At 41.6% G+C, this 13,825-nt stretch carries 19 protein-coding genes; 2 read left to right on the top strand and 17 right to left on the bottom strand.

All coding sequences use genetic code 11. The annotated features are described in order from the left end of the window. Positions 1-34: 34 nt before the first annotated feature. From P8P68_RS09240 to P8P68_RS09195, 10 genes are all read right to left on the bottom strand, one after another. The gene (locus P8P68_RS09240; RefSeq protein WP_278275921.1) at positions 35-265 is read right to left on the bottom strand and encodes a hypothetical protein; all 231 of its coding nucleotides are present in this window, start codon (positions 263-265) and stop codon (positions 35-37) included. Positions 266-273: 8 nt separating this feature from the next. After that, positions 274-1,014 carry a class I SAM-dependent methyltransferase gene (locus P8P68_RS09235; RefSeq protein ID WP_000257063.1) on the bottom strand — a complete coding sequence of 247 codons (741 nt, stop codon included), beginning with the start codon at positions 1,012-1,014 and terminating at the stop codon, positions 274-276. A 178-nt stretch (positions 1,015-1,192) separates the two neighbouring features. Further along, positions 1,193-1,546: a ribosome silencing factor gene (gene rsfS / locus P8P68_RS09230; protein ID WP_001003010.1), complete on the bottom strand. Its 354-nt coding sequence runs from the start codon at positions 1,544-1,546 to the stop codon at positions 1,193-1,195. Beyond that, positions 1,547-2,140, bottom strand: a complete 594-nt coding sequence (gene yqeK / locus P8P68_RS09225) for a bis(5'-nucleosyl)-tetraphosphatase (symmetrical) YqeK (protein WP_000331211.1) — start codon at positions 2,138-2,140, stop codon at positions 1,547-1,549. It lies immediately after the preceding gene. Continuing rightward, on the bottom strand, positions 2,140-2,769 hold the full coding sequence (locus tag P8P68_RS09220) for a nicotinate-nucleotide adenylyltransferase (RefSeq protein ID WP_000963714.1): 630 nt from the start codon (positions 2,767-2,769) through the stop codon (positions 2,140-2,142). Before P8P68_RS09220 ends, yqeK begins: the two co-directional genes overlap by 1 nt. 51 nt (positions 2,770-2,820) lie before the next feature. Further along, positions 2,821-3,132 (bottom strand): ribosome assembly RNA-binding protein YhbY, encoded by a 312-nt coding sequence (gene yhbY, locus P8P68_RS09215; RefSeq protein ID WP_000060169.1) that lies wholly within the window; start codon positions 3,130-3,132, stop codon positions 2,821-2,823. Positions 3,133-3,346: 214 nt separating this feature from the next. Then, positions 3,347-4,453 carry a ribosome biogenesis GTPase YqeH gene (gene yqeH, locus P8P68_RS09210; RefSeq protein WP_000391190.1) on the bottom strand — a complete coding sequence of 369 codons (1,107 nt, stop codon included), beginning with the start codon at positions 4,451-4,453 and terminating at the stop codon, positions 3,347-3,349. Between the two features lie 2 nt (positions 4,454-4,455). After that, the gene (locus tag P8P68_RS09205; protein WP_000963734.1) at positions 4,456-4,983 is read right to left on the bottom strand and encodes a YqeG family HAD IIIA-type phosphatase; all 528 of its coding nucleotides are present in this window, start codon (positions 4,981-4,983) and stop codon (positions 4,456-4,458) included. A 17-nt stretch (positions 4,984-5,000) separates the two neighbouring features. Continuing rightward, on the bottom strand, positions 5,001-5,909 hold the full coding sequence (locus tag P8P68_RS09200; protein ID WP_000899715.1) for a magnesium transporter CorA family protein: 909 nt from the start codon (positions 5,907-5,909) through the stop codon (positions 5,001-5,003). Positions 5,910-5,966: 57 nt separating this feature from the next. Continuing rightward, positions 5,967-6,527: a mechanosensitive ion channel domain-containing protein gene (locus P8P68_RS09195; protein ID WP_001150572.1), complete on the bottom strand. Its 561-nt coding sequence runs from the start codon at positions 6,525-6,527 to the stop codon at positions 5,967-5,969. 149 nt (positions 6,528-6,676) lie between these two features. Between P8P68_RS09195 and sstT the strand changes: the two genes are divergently transcribed. Together sstT and P8P68_RS09185 are read left to right on the top strand one after the other, a co-directional pair. Continuing rightward, positions 6,677-7,888: a serine/threonine transporter SstT gene (gene sstT / locus P8P68_RS09190; protein ID WP_000821319.1), complete on the top strand. Its 1,212-nt coding sequence runs from the start codon at positions 6,677-6,679 to the stop codon at positions 7,886-7,888. Positions 7,889-7,937: 49 nt separating this feature from the next. Continuing rightward, positions 7,938-8,891, top strand: a complete 954-nt coding sequence (locus P8P68_RS09185; RefSeq protein ID WP_278275920.1) for an aromatic acid exporter family protein — start codon at positions 7,938-7,940, stop codon at positions 8,889-8,891. Positions 8,892-8,992: 101 nt separating this feature from the next. Here the strand turns inward: P8P68_RS09185 and P8P68_RS09180 are convergent, their stop codons facing one another. The 7 genes from P8P68_RS09180 to P8P68_RS09150 form a co-directional block, all read right to left on the bottom strand. Then, positions 8,993-9,532, bottom strand: coding sequence for a T6SS immunity protein Tdi1 domain-containing protein (locus tag P8P68_RS09180; protein ID WP_278275919.1), 540 nt, complete (start codon positions 9,530-9,532; stop codon positions 8,993-8,995). A 3-nt stretch (positions 9,533-9,535) separates the two neighbouring features. Then, entirely contained in the window at positions 9,536-9,964 is a 429-nt protein-coding gene (locus tag P8P68_RS09175) for a hypothetical protein (RefSeq protein ID WP_278275918.1), read from the bottom strand. Positions 9,965-10,137: 173 nt separating this feature from the next. Then, positions 10,138-10,623: an immunity protein YezG family protein gene (locus P8P68_RS09170; RefSeq protein WP_278275917.1), complete on the bottom strand. Its 486-nt coding sequence runs from the start codon at positions 10,621-10,623 to the stop codon at positions 10,138-10,140. Positions 10,624-10,778: 155 nt separating this feature from the next. Next, complete coding sequence (locus P8P68_RS09165) at positions 10,779-11,258, bottom strand: hypothetical protein (RefSeq protein ID WP_278275916.1); 480 nt, start codon at positions 11,256-11,258, stop codon at positions 10,779-10,781. Between the two features lie 68 nt (positions 11,259-11,326). Then, positions 11,327-12,208 carry a beta-carotene 15,15'-monooxygenase gene (locus P8P68_RS09160; RefSeq protein ID WP_278275915.1) on the bottom strand — a complete coding sequence of 294 codons (882 nt, stop codon included), beginning with the start codon at positions 12,206-12,208 and terminating at the stop codon, positions 11,327-11,329. 153 nt (positions 12,209-12,361) lie between these two features. Continuing rightward, a complete protein-coding gene (locus P8P68_RS09155; RefSeq protein WP_278275914.1) occupies positions 12,362-13,033 on the bottom strand; it encodes a hypothetical protein in 672 nt (223 codons plus the stop codon). 39 nt (positions 13,034-13,072) lie between these two features. Further along, positions 13,073-13,819, bottom strand: coding sequence for a hypothetical protein (locus tag P8P68_RS09150; protein ID WP_185756284.1), 747 nt, complete (start codon positions 13,817-13,819; stop codon positions 13,073-13,075). Positions 13,820-13,825: the final 6 nt, after the last annotated feature.

Below are 13,825 nucleotides of genomic sequence, written 5' to 3'. Positions count from 1 at the left end.
CTACAATCTTCTTTAAAAACAATAAAGGTTTTTTTTAAATTAAGAGAATTAACCATAATATTAAAGGAAATACAATAATAATGATTCCTAAAATTGATGCCAGACCTTTTTTCCAGTTGTCAAAAGATATGTTTTTATGTAAAAAATCAAAACTACTTTTAAATCCTGCTATTATTTCCGTAATTAATTTTACTCTAAATTTTATGCAGTAATATCCAAAATAAAATAAATTAAATACTAGTAAACAAAAGTCTCCTCCTGCCATATTTTCTCCTACTTCTGTGCGACAAAAAACCAACGTCTACTGGTCTCAGTCGGCTCCTTGTCCTCAAAGTCCGCATAGAGTTTGAAGGACTTGAAACCAGCCTGTTCCAGCAAAATATCATAGGTCAAGACTTCGTATGTACGCTCCTCGTGTACCTCATCGTGGCGACTAAAGGAACCATCAACCTCCTTGATAAAGAAAGTCAACTCATGCACGATAGAGTGAGGGGCTTCGTCCTCGTAGGTATCCCAGAGCATGGCAAAATCTTCCGCATTTTCATGGTAAGAATAGCCTGGAAAAACTTCATCTGTTTGGTAGGTCGAATGCACATCAAAGATAAAGACACCATCTTCGTTGAGGGCATTATATACTTCCTTAAAGACGTCCCCTACTTCCACCTCATCCTGCATGTAACAGATTGAGTCCGAATAACAAGTCACAAAATCGTATTTCCCTGCTTTGGACAAATCCAGCATATTGCCTTCCATAAAATCAATCTTTTGCTTGGCTGAAGCTGCTCTTTTCTCAGCAATCTTCAGCATATCCGCGCTCAAGTCCAGTCCAGTCACTTCAAAACCAGCCTGAGAAAAGCGCACAGACTGGATGCCTGTCCCACAAGCCAATTCCAAGAGTTTCTTTCTCTCCTTGGTCTTAGGCAAATGACGCAGAGAAAAATCCGTCCATTTGTCGTATAAACTATCGTCCATCACAGCATCGTATACAGCCGCAAAGGTTTCATATGTCGCCATAAATCATGATACCAAGTCCGCCCGTAATTCGATAGAAAATTAGGAGCCTGACGATGGAGCCGAGCTCCAAGAAAGGCTATCTATTTTCCGACGATTACAGGACGGGTTCAAATCCTTTCTATCACTTTCCTTTTAAAATAAGCAAAGAAACCCCGTTTACTGCAACTGAGTTCATCTCCTATACCAAGGCTTCTGAAATGTCTACTGAATCTGCCTCATGCCAGAGTTTTTCAAGGTTATAGTGGGCACGCATTTCTTCTGAGAAGATATGCACGACGACACCACCGAGGTCTAGCAAGACCCAGCCTCCAGCTGCATCACCTTCGACATGGCTGCCTTTAACACCAGCTTCGGCTACTTTTTCACGGATATTATCAGCGATAGCGTCCAACTGACGGCTATTCATCGAGCTAGTGATAACAAAGTAGTCTGTAACACTGGTCAAATCTTGTACATCAAGTGCCAGGATATCTTCCGCACGTTTCTCATCAGCCGCTTTCACGACTAGTTCTAGTAATTCTTTTTCGTTCATTTAGTCCTCTTTCAAAAAGTGCACAAAGGCGTTATAGGTTTCAATGGTTTGGGGATAGATGGGGAATCCCTGATGAGCTAGATGCTCCACGGTACGAGCTGTTTCGTAGGCCACTGCCTTATTGAGCGATAGCTCAGCAATTTCACGCGCCACATCCACACCTGGAAAGGCACGATTGTGCTCGATATAATCTGCGACGTAGATGACTTTATCTAGATCGGTCATCTGACCAGCACCGACTGTATGGATTTCAATAGCTCGCAGGATTTCTGGATTATGCAAATCCAAATCTTCCTGAATCTTGTAAATACCAACCATGCCATGCCAGACATTATTACCCCAATTTCTGAAGTCAGGGTCTAATTGGTAACGGTCAATCAAGTCTAGAAATTCCTGATCTGACAGCTTTTTAGCATAATCATGAAGAAGGCCTGCTAGACCCGCTTTCTCAGCATCGACTCCAAATCGCTGGGCGAGCTCTATAGCCGCACGCTCTACACCCAGACAATGGGTTAAGCGTTTTTCAGGTAGAAACTCTGCCATTTTTCCCAACAAAGCATCGCGAGAACAGTTGATATAGTCTTGATAGGCCATCAGTAGAGCCCCTCCTTCTCGATGTAGTCTAGCACTGGCTGAGGTAGGAGAAAGTTGGGTTTCCGACCTTGAGCAAGAAAGTCACGCACCATGCTGGAGGAAATATCCATGAGAGGCACATCCACCCAGATAACTGGATAGGAAGTCCCAGCCTTGTAGCGTGGGCGCTGAACCCCCACAAACTGAACCATGTCAACCAGTTCATCAATTCGGTACCACTTAGGCAGATAATCCACCATATCAGCCCCGATAATGAAGTAATAATCCGTATCTGGATGTTGCTCTGTCAAAATCTTCATAGTGTCGTAGGTGTAGGAAATGCCCTTGCGCTCCAGCTCAATAGTTTCAATGGCTAAGCCTTCAATCCCCTCAATCGCCAACTCAAGCATCTTGAGCCGATGGTGCTCGGGGATGGTTTCCTTTTTATCTACATGAGGTGGTTGGTATTCGGGCATAAGTAGGACCTGGTCCAGCCCCAACTGTTGTCGTACTTGGTCCGCCACAACAAGATGGGCATTGTGAACAGGGTTAAAATTCCCCCCTAAAATCCCGACTTGTTTGCGTTTTTTCTCCTTGATTTCTGGCTCCAACTCTACCTTGGTAAAGGGAGTCAATAATTCGATTGCCATAGGCTCGTCTTCCTTTAATTCTCTGTAAAAACAGTTGTTTGGAGTAGGTTTTTAGATTTCTTTAACTTTCTTGGAAATCTTGCGATTTTCTTTCTTGCTGGATTGTTTAAACAAGATCAAGATGCGTCCGATTTTTTGGACCGTATCCACACCGATTTCTTCTTCCAAGATTTCAGCTACTTCGTGGATGTTCTCATCTGTGTTTTGTAAGAGAGTAACCTTGATCAATTCACGCGCGTCAAGAGCTTGACGGACGCTGGTCTTGATTTGGTCGTTGAGACCATTTTTTCCAATTTGGATGATGGGTTTGAGGGTGTGTGCCTGGCTGTTGAGGAAGGCACGTTGTTTCGATGTTAATGACATAATCTTTCTTCCTTGATTTTTGATAGTTATTTTAGGTGGTGGGGGACGGTCGGAACTAATTTTCCAAAGATCTCATCTTTGAAAAATGGATTTCCTGACCTCACACTTGAGCCTAGGTCTCAAGTGTGCCCCTTGCCAATCTAACGATTGGCAATCACACCACGACAATAACTATCTTTTTATGAGCTCACTTTGTTCGCTCAGTGATTTTATTTTAAATAATTACTTTTCGTGTGACGACTGCGACGCCTTCTGGTGCCCAGACGGCGACTTTGGCGGTGCCTGTTACGCGGATCCAGCCGAGTCCTGAAATGACTAAGTCAGTCTTGTCCTTGATGGTAAATACATGCTGGACTAATTTTGGAAAATCTTCTTTCTCCTTGCTATTTGGTGGTGTCAGAAGGGTTCCTAGGTGCTTGTCGTAAAAAGCACTAGCGCCTTCTAGCTTGGTACGGTGGAGTTTGAGTTCATTGTCAAAGAAAGCTGTGAATCCTTGCTTTTCTCCTGATATGAAGTCAAAGCGTCCAAGACCACCTAAAAATAGGGTTTGTTCAGGATTAAGCTGATAGGTTTTGGGCTTAATTTCCTTTTTAGGGCTGACATACTTGAGATTTTTAGCCGTCAAGTAGTGGGCCATCTGGTGACGGTGGATGATTCCCGGCGTATCGTAGATATAAGATCCATCGTCAAGCGGAATCTCAATCTTGTCCAAGGTTGTTCCTGGGAATCGTGAAGTCGTGATGACATTCTGGTCACCCGTGATTTCTTGGATAATTGCATTGATGAGAGTTGATTTTCCAACGTTGGTTACCCCAACTACGTAGACATCGCGGCCCTTACGGTAGTGTTCAATCTTGTCAATGACTTCCTTAATAGCATGCTTATTCTGTGCTGAAGTCAGGACGACATCCACTGGACGAAGTCCTTCTTCGTGGGCACGCTCCATCAGCCACTGGCTAATCTTGCCCGGTTTAACAGACTTGGGCAGGATATCTTTTTTATTTCCCACCAAGAGGACATCATTGCCCGATACAAAGCGCGGTAAGCCTGGGATAACTGATCCATTGAAATCAAAGATGTCAATGACATTCACTACCAAGGCATCACTGTCTCCCACCTCGTGCAAGAGCTTGAGAAAATCATCGTCTGTCAACTGGACATCTGTGATTTCATTGTAATGGCGGAGACGAAAACAGCGTTGGCAATAAACTTCGCCAGTCTCCAAACCTTTTTCAAGTGCCGACTGGGGAGTAAATCCAAGACCAGCCTTGTCTGTCGTCTGAATGGTTGCTCCACATCCAATACAGAGAATTTCTTCCATAGTTAAATTCCTTTTTTATATGTAATCGGTCCGTACTTTTCAGTGATTTTTCGTATGACACGGCGCTCGCGAGCTCGGTTAATCTGCGTTTTGATGGAGTCGTGTTGGACCAAGGGTTTGACTAAGATCGAGCGAATGCCTGCACGATGTGCTGCTCGTATATCCGTCATGAGCTGGTCGCCGACCATGACCACTTCATTTTTCTCATAGTGGAATTCCTTCATGGCACGGTCAATCCCAAATGTGAAGGGCTTCAGAGCCCAATAAATGTAATCAATCCCAAATTTCTCAACTGCTCGTTGGACCCGTTTTTTGGTGTTATTTGAGACCACGATGATGCGAATACCTGCGTCCCGAAGGTCATGTAGCCATTGCTTCATCTCTGACGTCCCATCAGGGTTGTTCCAAGCAATGAGGGTATTGTCCAAATCGACCAAAACAGCCTTGATACCATGCGCTTGCAGGCTTGGGACTGTCAGATCATAAACTGCTTCCACAGCAAAGTCTGGCATATAATTTTCAATCGCCATTCTGGCTCCTTTTCTTTTTAATTTCTAGCAATATTCTTTAAATATTGGGCTAAGACTACCCATAAAATGAGACTAGCTATCAAAATATAAATCCAAGCATTTGGTTCATCTGCAAACGGTAAGGGAACATTCATTCCGAAGAATCCTGTAATAACTGCAAGGATAGCTAGCAAGACTGAGATAATGGTCAAAGTTGTCAAATTATCATTTAGATTATTATTTAGGATGTTGTTGTAAGAGGCTGAGAGTTGTTGCAAAACTTGAGAAATCAAGTCTGTCATCGAAACCAACTGATGTGCTTCAATCATGGCATCGTCAAACTGCTCTCTTTCTACCTCATTAAAATTGCGATAAAGAGCATGCCCTTGGATATGTTCCAAGAGGAGACGATTTTGTTTGGCAGCTGCTGTCAGGTAAACCATACCAGTTTCCAAGTCAGAGAGGGCAAAAAGATTTTTTTTAGTTGTTTTTTGACGAAGAAGTGCACTGATTTCATCCTTACTTTTATCCATTTCTTCAATAACTGGATAATAAGCATTGCTTATAATCTCTAAACTGGCAAAAAGAAATTTGTAGATTGAAACAACTTCATGGCTTTCAAGGTAGGTTGCCATACGTTTAATCACATAACTATTCTTGTGATTGCTAATTGTGATCAGCCGTTGTTTTTCAACGATAAAGGTCATCGGAATCGCTTCATAATATTCTTTGTCTTTTTCTAAGTCAAGAACATTATAAATGAAGGTTACCGTTCCCGTTTCACGGTGATAGTCCATGTGGGCACGCTCATTTCTATCCAGAGCATACTCAATGGTTTCCTTGTCCAATCCATAGACATCCGAAAGGTCTTCCATGTTTTTAATCTTGTCCACATCAAGGTCTATCCATGTACAATCGTGACCTAATTTTTTCTCTACAAATAGCATACTCTCTCCTTTACCAAACTCCTTCTATTGTACCACAAATCTGCTAAAATAGCCGGCCTATTCAGTACGAGATAGATTGCTGACGACGGTGATATTACGATTGGGAACAAAGTGGAGGGCTTGATCGTCACCTCGCAGTTGCGTTGTACGGATCCCTACGCTAACGACCTTTCCAGAAACGGTAATCGGTCCATTTGTGAGAACCACTTCATCACCCACATCAAGCTGGCGTTCAAAAAGAATGAAGAAGCCATTGATAACATCAGATAGAAAGCCTTGCGCCCCCATACCAATGGCCACCCCAGCAATCCCCGCACCAGCAAGGAGGCTCGAAACTGGCAAACCTAAAATAGACAGGATACAGTAGAGCAAGAAGAAATAAAGAATGTAGTTAAAGACATTCTCTAGCAAACGAGAAATGGTCTTTTGCCTTCCTGCATCTCGATTGGAAAATTTAAGTGAGGGCTTGACAATCTTTCGTACAGTCGCATGAAGCATCTTTTTAGCTATATAAAATAGCAAAAACAAAATCAAAAGAGAAATCACCTTGGTTAAGAGATTCTCTAACATGGTTGTTAAGTCAAGTTTATCAAAATAGCGTTGAAAAAAATCTTGCATATAAAACTCCTTTTTCCTATTATACCATAAAATCGCCCTTCTCTTTTCTTTCATAATTATTCAATTATCATCTCTATTTTCATAATATCACTTGCCTCTATAGCATATTTATACTATAATTATAAACAATACATTTGAAGGAGACTGCTATGAAACGAATCATTAGAGCCTGGACCAAGGCAAGCCTCATCAAACGAATCCTTATTGGAATGATTTTTGGAGCGACATTGGGGATGCTCTTTCCAAACCTTACAGGAATTGGTCTGCTTGGAGATCTCTTTGTAGGCGGACTGAAAGCTATCGCTCCTATTCTAGTTTTTGCTCTTGTTGCCAATGCCCTTTCCCAGCACCAAAAGGGGCAAAACACCAATATGAAGACGGTTATTTTCCTATACTTGCTTGGAACCTTTGCTGCTGCATTGGTGGCCGTTCTAGCTAGTTTCTTACTGCCTGTGCAAATCACCCTGACCAGTGCAAATACAGAAGTTGCTGCTCCTGACGGTATCGGTCAAGTCCTCAGCAACCTCTTGCTCAAACTGGTGGACAATCCCTTGAATGCCATTGTTGAGGCCAATTATATCGGAATTCTCTCTTGGGCAGTCATCTTTGGCTTGGCTATGAGAGAGGCAAGTAAACACAGCAAAGAATTACTGAGAACCATGGCGGATGTCACCTCTAAAATTGTCGAATGGATTATCAACTTAGCTCCCTTTGGGATTTTAGGCTTGGTGTTTAAGACCATCTCTGACAAGGGCATTGCCAGTCTGGCCAACTACGGTGTCCTCCTAGGACTCTTGATTGCTACCATGGCCTTTGTAGCTCTCATCGTCAACCCACTCATCGCCTTTCTCTTTATGAGGAAAAATCCCTATCCCCTTGTTTTGAAATGCCTACGTGTCAGTGGTATTACAGCCTTTTTCACTCGTAGCTCTGCCGCCAATATCCCTGTCAATATGAAACTCTGTCAAGACTTGGGACTGAATCCTGATACCTACTCTGTCTCCATCCCGCTTGGTTCGACTATCAATATGGCTGGCGCTGCTGTTACCATAAATGTCCTGACTCTAGCTGCTGTCAATACACTCGGAATCTCGGTAGACTTTGGGACAGCATTTGTGCTCAGTGTAGTGGCTGCCATTTCTGCCTGCGGTGCTTCCGGGATTGCTGGGGGATCCCTTCTCCTCATTCCTGTCGCTTGTAGCCTCTTTGGGATTTCCAACGACTTGGCTATGCAGGTTGTCGGAGTCGGTTTTGTGATCGGTGTCGTTCAAGACTCCTGCGAAACAGCCCTGAACTCTTCAACAGATGTCCTCTTTACAGCGGTTGCCGAGTATGCTACAAACCGAAAACTTCGCCCCTAGTCTCTGACTCCTCGTTAAACACTTGATTCTATTAGTTTAGGAAATTTTCATGTCCCTCACTCAACGTACGACCAAACTGATCTTAGCGACCTGTCTCGCTTGTTTTCTCGCTTATTTTTTAGATTTATCATCAGCAGTGTCAGCTGGAATTATCGCCCTCTTAAGCCTCTCCGACACGCGCAGAAGCACGCTGAAATTAGCACGTAACCGCCTCTTTTCCATGCTCCTAGCGCTCGCTATCGGTGTTCTAGCCTTTCAGCTGACGGGCTTTCACATCTGGAGCCTGGGCCTCTATCTAGCTCTCTATGTCCCTCTTGCTTACAAAATGGGCTGGGAAATCGGCATCACCCCTAGCAGTGTCTTGGTCAGTCATCTCTTGGTACAGGAGTCTACCTCTCCAGAGCTCTTACTCAATGAAGTTCTCCTCTTTCTCATCGGGACAAGCTTTGCCCTATTGGTCAACCTTTACATGCCCTCTCGTGAGAAAGCCATCCAAAGCTACCACCTTCAGGTCGAAGAAAAGTTAAAAGACATCTTGCTTCGCTTTAAATACTATCTGTCAAAAGGAGACGGACGCAATCAAGCCCAACTCGTTGACCAATTAGACAATCTCCTCGATGAAGCCCTCAAACTGGTCTATCTGGATCATTCGGACCATCTCTTTCACCAGACGGACTACCACATCCACTACTTTGAGATGAGACAGCGACAAAGTCGTATCCTGCGAAATATGGCCCAGCAGATCAATACCTGTCACCTGGCCGCCAGTGAGAGTTTGATCTTGGCCCAGCTCTTTTCTAAGATTGCTGCCCAGCTAAGTCAGACCAATCCTGCTCATGACCTACTTGATGACATCGAACGCTATCTGCAAGTCTTCCGCAATCGGAATCTCCCGAAAACACGTGAGGAGTTTGAAACCCGTGCTACCCTCCTGCAACTATTACGCGAAGCTGAAACCTTTATCCAGGTCAAGGTCGATTTTTATCAGAAATATGGAAACTAGAACGCAAAGAACCTCAGAGAATTCCTCTGAGGTTCTTTTGTTTTGCATTTGGAAGAGAATTTTATTCCCTCACACTGTTCTCAAAAAAGAAATATCAACTCCTAATCGTCCATCACACCACCTGTAAGCTGGTACATGAGGTAAATGTGCTCCAAGACTTTTACCTTATCCATGTGGTCTACATCTTTAAAGCCACCTAATGCTAGAAGTGGAACGAAACCAAAACATTCATCGTAGGCTAGCAGACCATGTTTGGCAACAGCTTTTTTATATAACTTTTGATCAAAATATCTTAAAACATATTCATCATCCAAAAAATTCAAAAAATGTGACAGACGCTTAATTATAATGTTACAATCCTGAATATTGTATTGGACAATTCCCACATAGGCATTCTCTTCCCAAGTAATAATATCTCCAAATGCCGTCGCGAACATAGGAAAAGCGACATCTCCTCTGAAATAGCTATCTTGGAGAAGCTCAAGATAATCATCCGGATTAATTACCTTCAGATAACCATCAAGAAAAGTTCCTAGACCATCCTCCTGCCAAATTTGAAGCAACTCAGCTGGAACTTGATTTTTATATTTTTCAATAACATCTTTGGGCATATCTGCCACTTTGACAAAATCTTTTAACATCTATTAATCCTCTGCTGCAATCTTCATAAAAGCCTGTTTAAAGTCTTCGTACATCTCAAAAGCAACTTTCATGACATTTTCAAAGTCATCATAATTAGCAATCACTGGATCCATGATTCTATAGTCCGGAGAGATGAGTCTCCTAGAAAACTCCATCAGTGGAGTCCCTAGTATAACTTTGTTTTGAGAGTCCCTAACAACCCATATCAATTCTACTAATCCTTTAAAGATACTAATATGGAATCCAAAAGTATAACCATTTTCTTTAATAGGTTCAATATAAAAGAATTTTTCACGCCTATCAAATTTAACTCGATACCCAAAATCTTCGAAAACATCAAATATCAACTCGCCTGTAATAATATTTAAGCGTTTTTCTTTAGGCGTTCTATCTAAGCTAAATTTATCTGAAAGCTCCTTATATCTCTCCACTCCTTTGTAAATCTTAGTTCAACTCCGTATTCTTTGGCAATCTTCTTATATTTTCAATAACATCTTTGGGCATATCTGCCATTTTGACAAAGTTTTCTAACATTTTACCCTCCATTTCGCGATAACAGCAATGCTCGAAAAATCACATTTTTCAAAATGTAATCAAGCTTACGCTACTTTTGATTATGTACCTTCTGGAAGGCTTCCATAACCTTGAACTGTTCCAGTTCTTTTTCATTAGCTGGTTGCTTGCCGAGGTATTTGTATTCAAATAAGTCCATTCGAGCACTTGGGCCATAACCACTTTCCAACCATGGAGCATAGTCATAGTCGACCGAAAGTTTGTTATTTTCATCTAAATGGATGATACAAATGTACCAATCTGCCAAGTCATTTTCAATAAACACTCTTTTCAGATCTTCTGATTTTTTAAATAAAACCTTGTTTTCGCTTAGAACATCCATCATCGATAGACCAAAATCTTCTGGCATTTCCAGATGGTAATGATAATGATTTTTATATTTGAAAAAGAAATAAGCCCCTCCACTATAGGTCTTGTCCATCTCGATTACAATATACAAGTCATCCCACTCAACTGGAATCATATCGTTGACTTGATGAACGATTTCGATAATTTTTTCATTAATCTGGTTTTCCATTTTATCCTCCAATTTGATTTTATCATTGTTACACTACAATCCTAGTATACCACAAAGAATGCTTTCCACGTTTTCCTAGCTAAAAACCACCCTTGGGGTGGTTAAGTCACAATCAGTTTTCTCCTGAATCAGTCCGTTATCAAGAAAGAAACTATCTATAAAAGTATATCTTGAGGACCAATCTCAGACAATAGGCCATTGGTAAATTTTATCCCTAGTCCGTTATCCTTGTCCCAATCACAATCACATAAAAAACCAACTTCTTCAGCAGTTTCATCAAAAGTTAAAGGAAACACAATTTGTTTGGGTTTCAACAGAGAAAAAATTTCTTCTTCATTTCCAATTTTATCTAAAAAGAATTGTTTTTCGTTGCTATCGGTATAACCAGAAACAATCTCTGAGATTTCGTTGTGATAGTAAGATACAACAGCAGTATTCGCTTCTTTTATCATTTCATCTAAGTGCTCTTTAAAAAAGGTATAGGCTCTTTCTTGATTGACTTCAAATTCTCCATCTTCATCTGCATCAATAATCATTTCTAAAACATACTGCTCACCAAAAATAGTGACAGTAAGTTCCCGAGTCCAACCATAATTAAATGTTAGTTTACCAAAAATGTGATGATTCAATTCCATTGTTTACAACTGCCTCTCTAAAAAACTAATAATTTTTAACTGCTGCTTTGTTTAGAGAACCAATTCCCTCACATTCTCTCTTCCTGCAACTGTCCACTTTTAACCAACTTTTTATAGTATCGTTTGCTATACCATTCTTGGTCTGATATCTTTAAATAATTCTTATACTCTTCTGGGTATTTGTAGATATAATAGGCTTGAAAGATATGGACATTAATCATAAAGGCGATAAAATGAGCTCCAATCACAAACCAAACTGGCAAAAATAAGCCTAAAATATAGAAATACCACTGAAGGGGGATTTGATATAGCAGATGATAGACTAGCGACACTGGAAAGAGAACTGCCGTGGTTCCAGCGAGAATCTTAACTAGCTGCTTGAGGATTGACTTCTCCTCTTGATCATTTAGTCTGCGCTTGAGATTCTGGATACTATTGAGAATGATCCAGAGAAAGAGGGCTATGCCTATCCCAAGCTCAAGCCAGAAGCCCAGCCATGTATAAGCATCATAGGCCACTGCACTGGCAAAGTACAGTCCTGATATGAAAGCGCAAATGGACATGGCAAAATAGAAAGGAAAGTAGGTCCAAAGCTGGCTGGTCAAGCGTTTTTTGGGCCAAAAAACAAGCACCATTCCTAGATAGGATATCACATATACCGTCAGATTAAAGGGCTTTAGAAAGCTACTCATGTTATGAATCAGCAATCCTGCTTCCATAGAAATGACATGAACATCGCTATCTACACTTATAAACTCTGGAATCCCGATTAATACGCCATAGATCAGAATCCCTGAAAAGCAAAATCCAAGAATAATCACTGTAAAGAGGCGGTTGATGATGCCCATATGAATGGGGTTGGGCATCCCTGCGGTCAGAGCAAAATCCCCCTGGGTCACAATTCGCTTACTTCTTTCAAAGTCGGCACCGAAAATACGGATGTCTTTCATTTTTCATCTCCAAATTTCATCTGGCAAAACGCCGTATATCCTTGAGAATCCTCCATTTAAGGAGAACATCACATAGCAACTATCGAAACAGCTACACCTCGCTTCGTTAAAGATACAGCACTCACTTTCTGGGATTTGACTCTTCCCTAACACCTAGTTACACGTTTCGCTCTCCGGTTCTTTCTTGAACAAGATTTTCCCTTGACTGTATAGCTTCATAATCTTTACAAAACGAACGGGGTTGTTTTGGTTGTACACCAAAAAGAGCACGAAGAACATTAGACCAGCTCCCCAAAAATCATAGCCGCGTTCGATCGGTTGCCCAAATTTTTGAGTGCAGTCGTAAAAAACATACAAAAGATAGATAACAAAGGCAAGTATGATGTAACGAGTGATTCGATAGATCGTAGCAGATGCCTCAGCTGGATCAAAGTGTTCGTCCCTTACCATCAAATTATGTGACACTGCGTAGTAAAACACCTTCTCCGTTGTTGGCTGAGCCTTGCGCACATTTTTATAAAGTCCTCGCTCAAGAATTGCGGTAAACAATAGAAACTCAGCCAGCCACAATAGTAACACATAGCTCAAACTGATCCAGTTATAGACACCAATATCCAAGGCTGAAAGGAGGCCATAGAGACCAGGTCCACCTGCCATCAGAAAAATAACCATTTCAGGAATGTAAGCATTGGTCTTATAAGCACCTTCCGTATTGAGCAAGACACTCTTTGGAGCAGCCAAGGCCTCCCCAGTCTTTTGGTCATAGTAAACCGCCTGACCATCGCATTCTCCGATAAAAACCCGACGACGTCTCAGAAAAAACATACTCTACCTCTTTCTATCTCACTCTTTCAAAAACGGATCCTAATCCTTTTGCACTTCCTTGATGACAAATTCTTCATCCGTCCCCATACTCACTTCCAGATAGACATCTGGATTGTCGTCTGCTCGACAGATGAGGCTGAGTTTTCTAGCATAAAAGCGGTCCAGGATATCAAATATTCTGGGTAAATTGTTTTGGTTATAAAGAACAAATGTCAAGCCTAATAAAAGTCCTGTTAGGACAATCTTGACAATCTCTCCTCCGATGGGAGTGCCCAACCTCTCTTGGTAATTCCAAATAAAATTATAGGCGTAGAAAAATCCAACCAAGGGAACTAGAGAAAGCAATGCTCTTATCCAGCGAGTAGCATTGCGACTATCTTTTTCACTCATCTCCGCCTCAGCTTCCTTTGTTTCCTCTGACTTTTCCATAAGCGCCAGACAGATAGTTTTAGTAGTCACCTGAGCCCTGTTGACATTTCGATACAAGGCGCGTTCAACAAGGATAGTGATGAAAGCAAACTGCCCTAGCCAAATGAGAAGAACACTCCAGAAGGTAGACATGGTATAGGTTCCTTGTATAAACAAGCGGAAGAAGGAAATCAACCCACTACCACTTGATAACAAGAGGACTACCATTAGGGGGATATGGCGATTCATCTTGCTAGACTTTTCTGTATCCAAGAGCTTGCTCTTTGGTGCCTCCAAAAGTTCGTGGGTTTTGCGATCATAATAAATCGCCTTGTCATAGTATTGGTTAAAAAATATCCGACGTCTTCCTAAAAACATCTCTTT

The sequence above is a fragment of the Streptococcus sp. D7B5 genome, assembly GCF_029691405.1.
Classification (GTDB): domain Bacteria; phylum Bacillota; class Bacilli; order Lactobacillales; family Streptococcaceae; genus Streptococcus.
The sequence above is the reverse complement of the archived record's forward strand: the minus strand, read 5'-3'. Positions and strand labels throughout refer to the sequence as shown.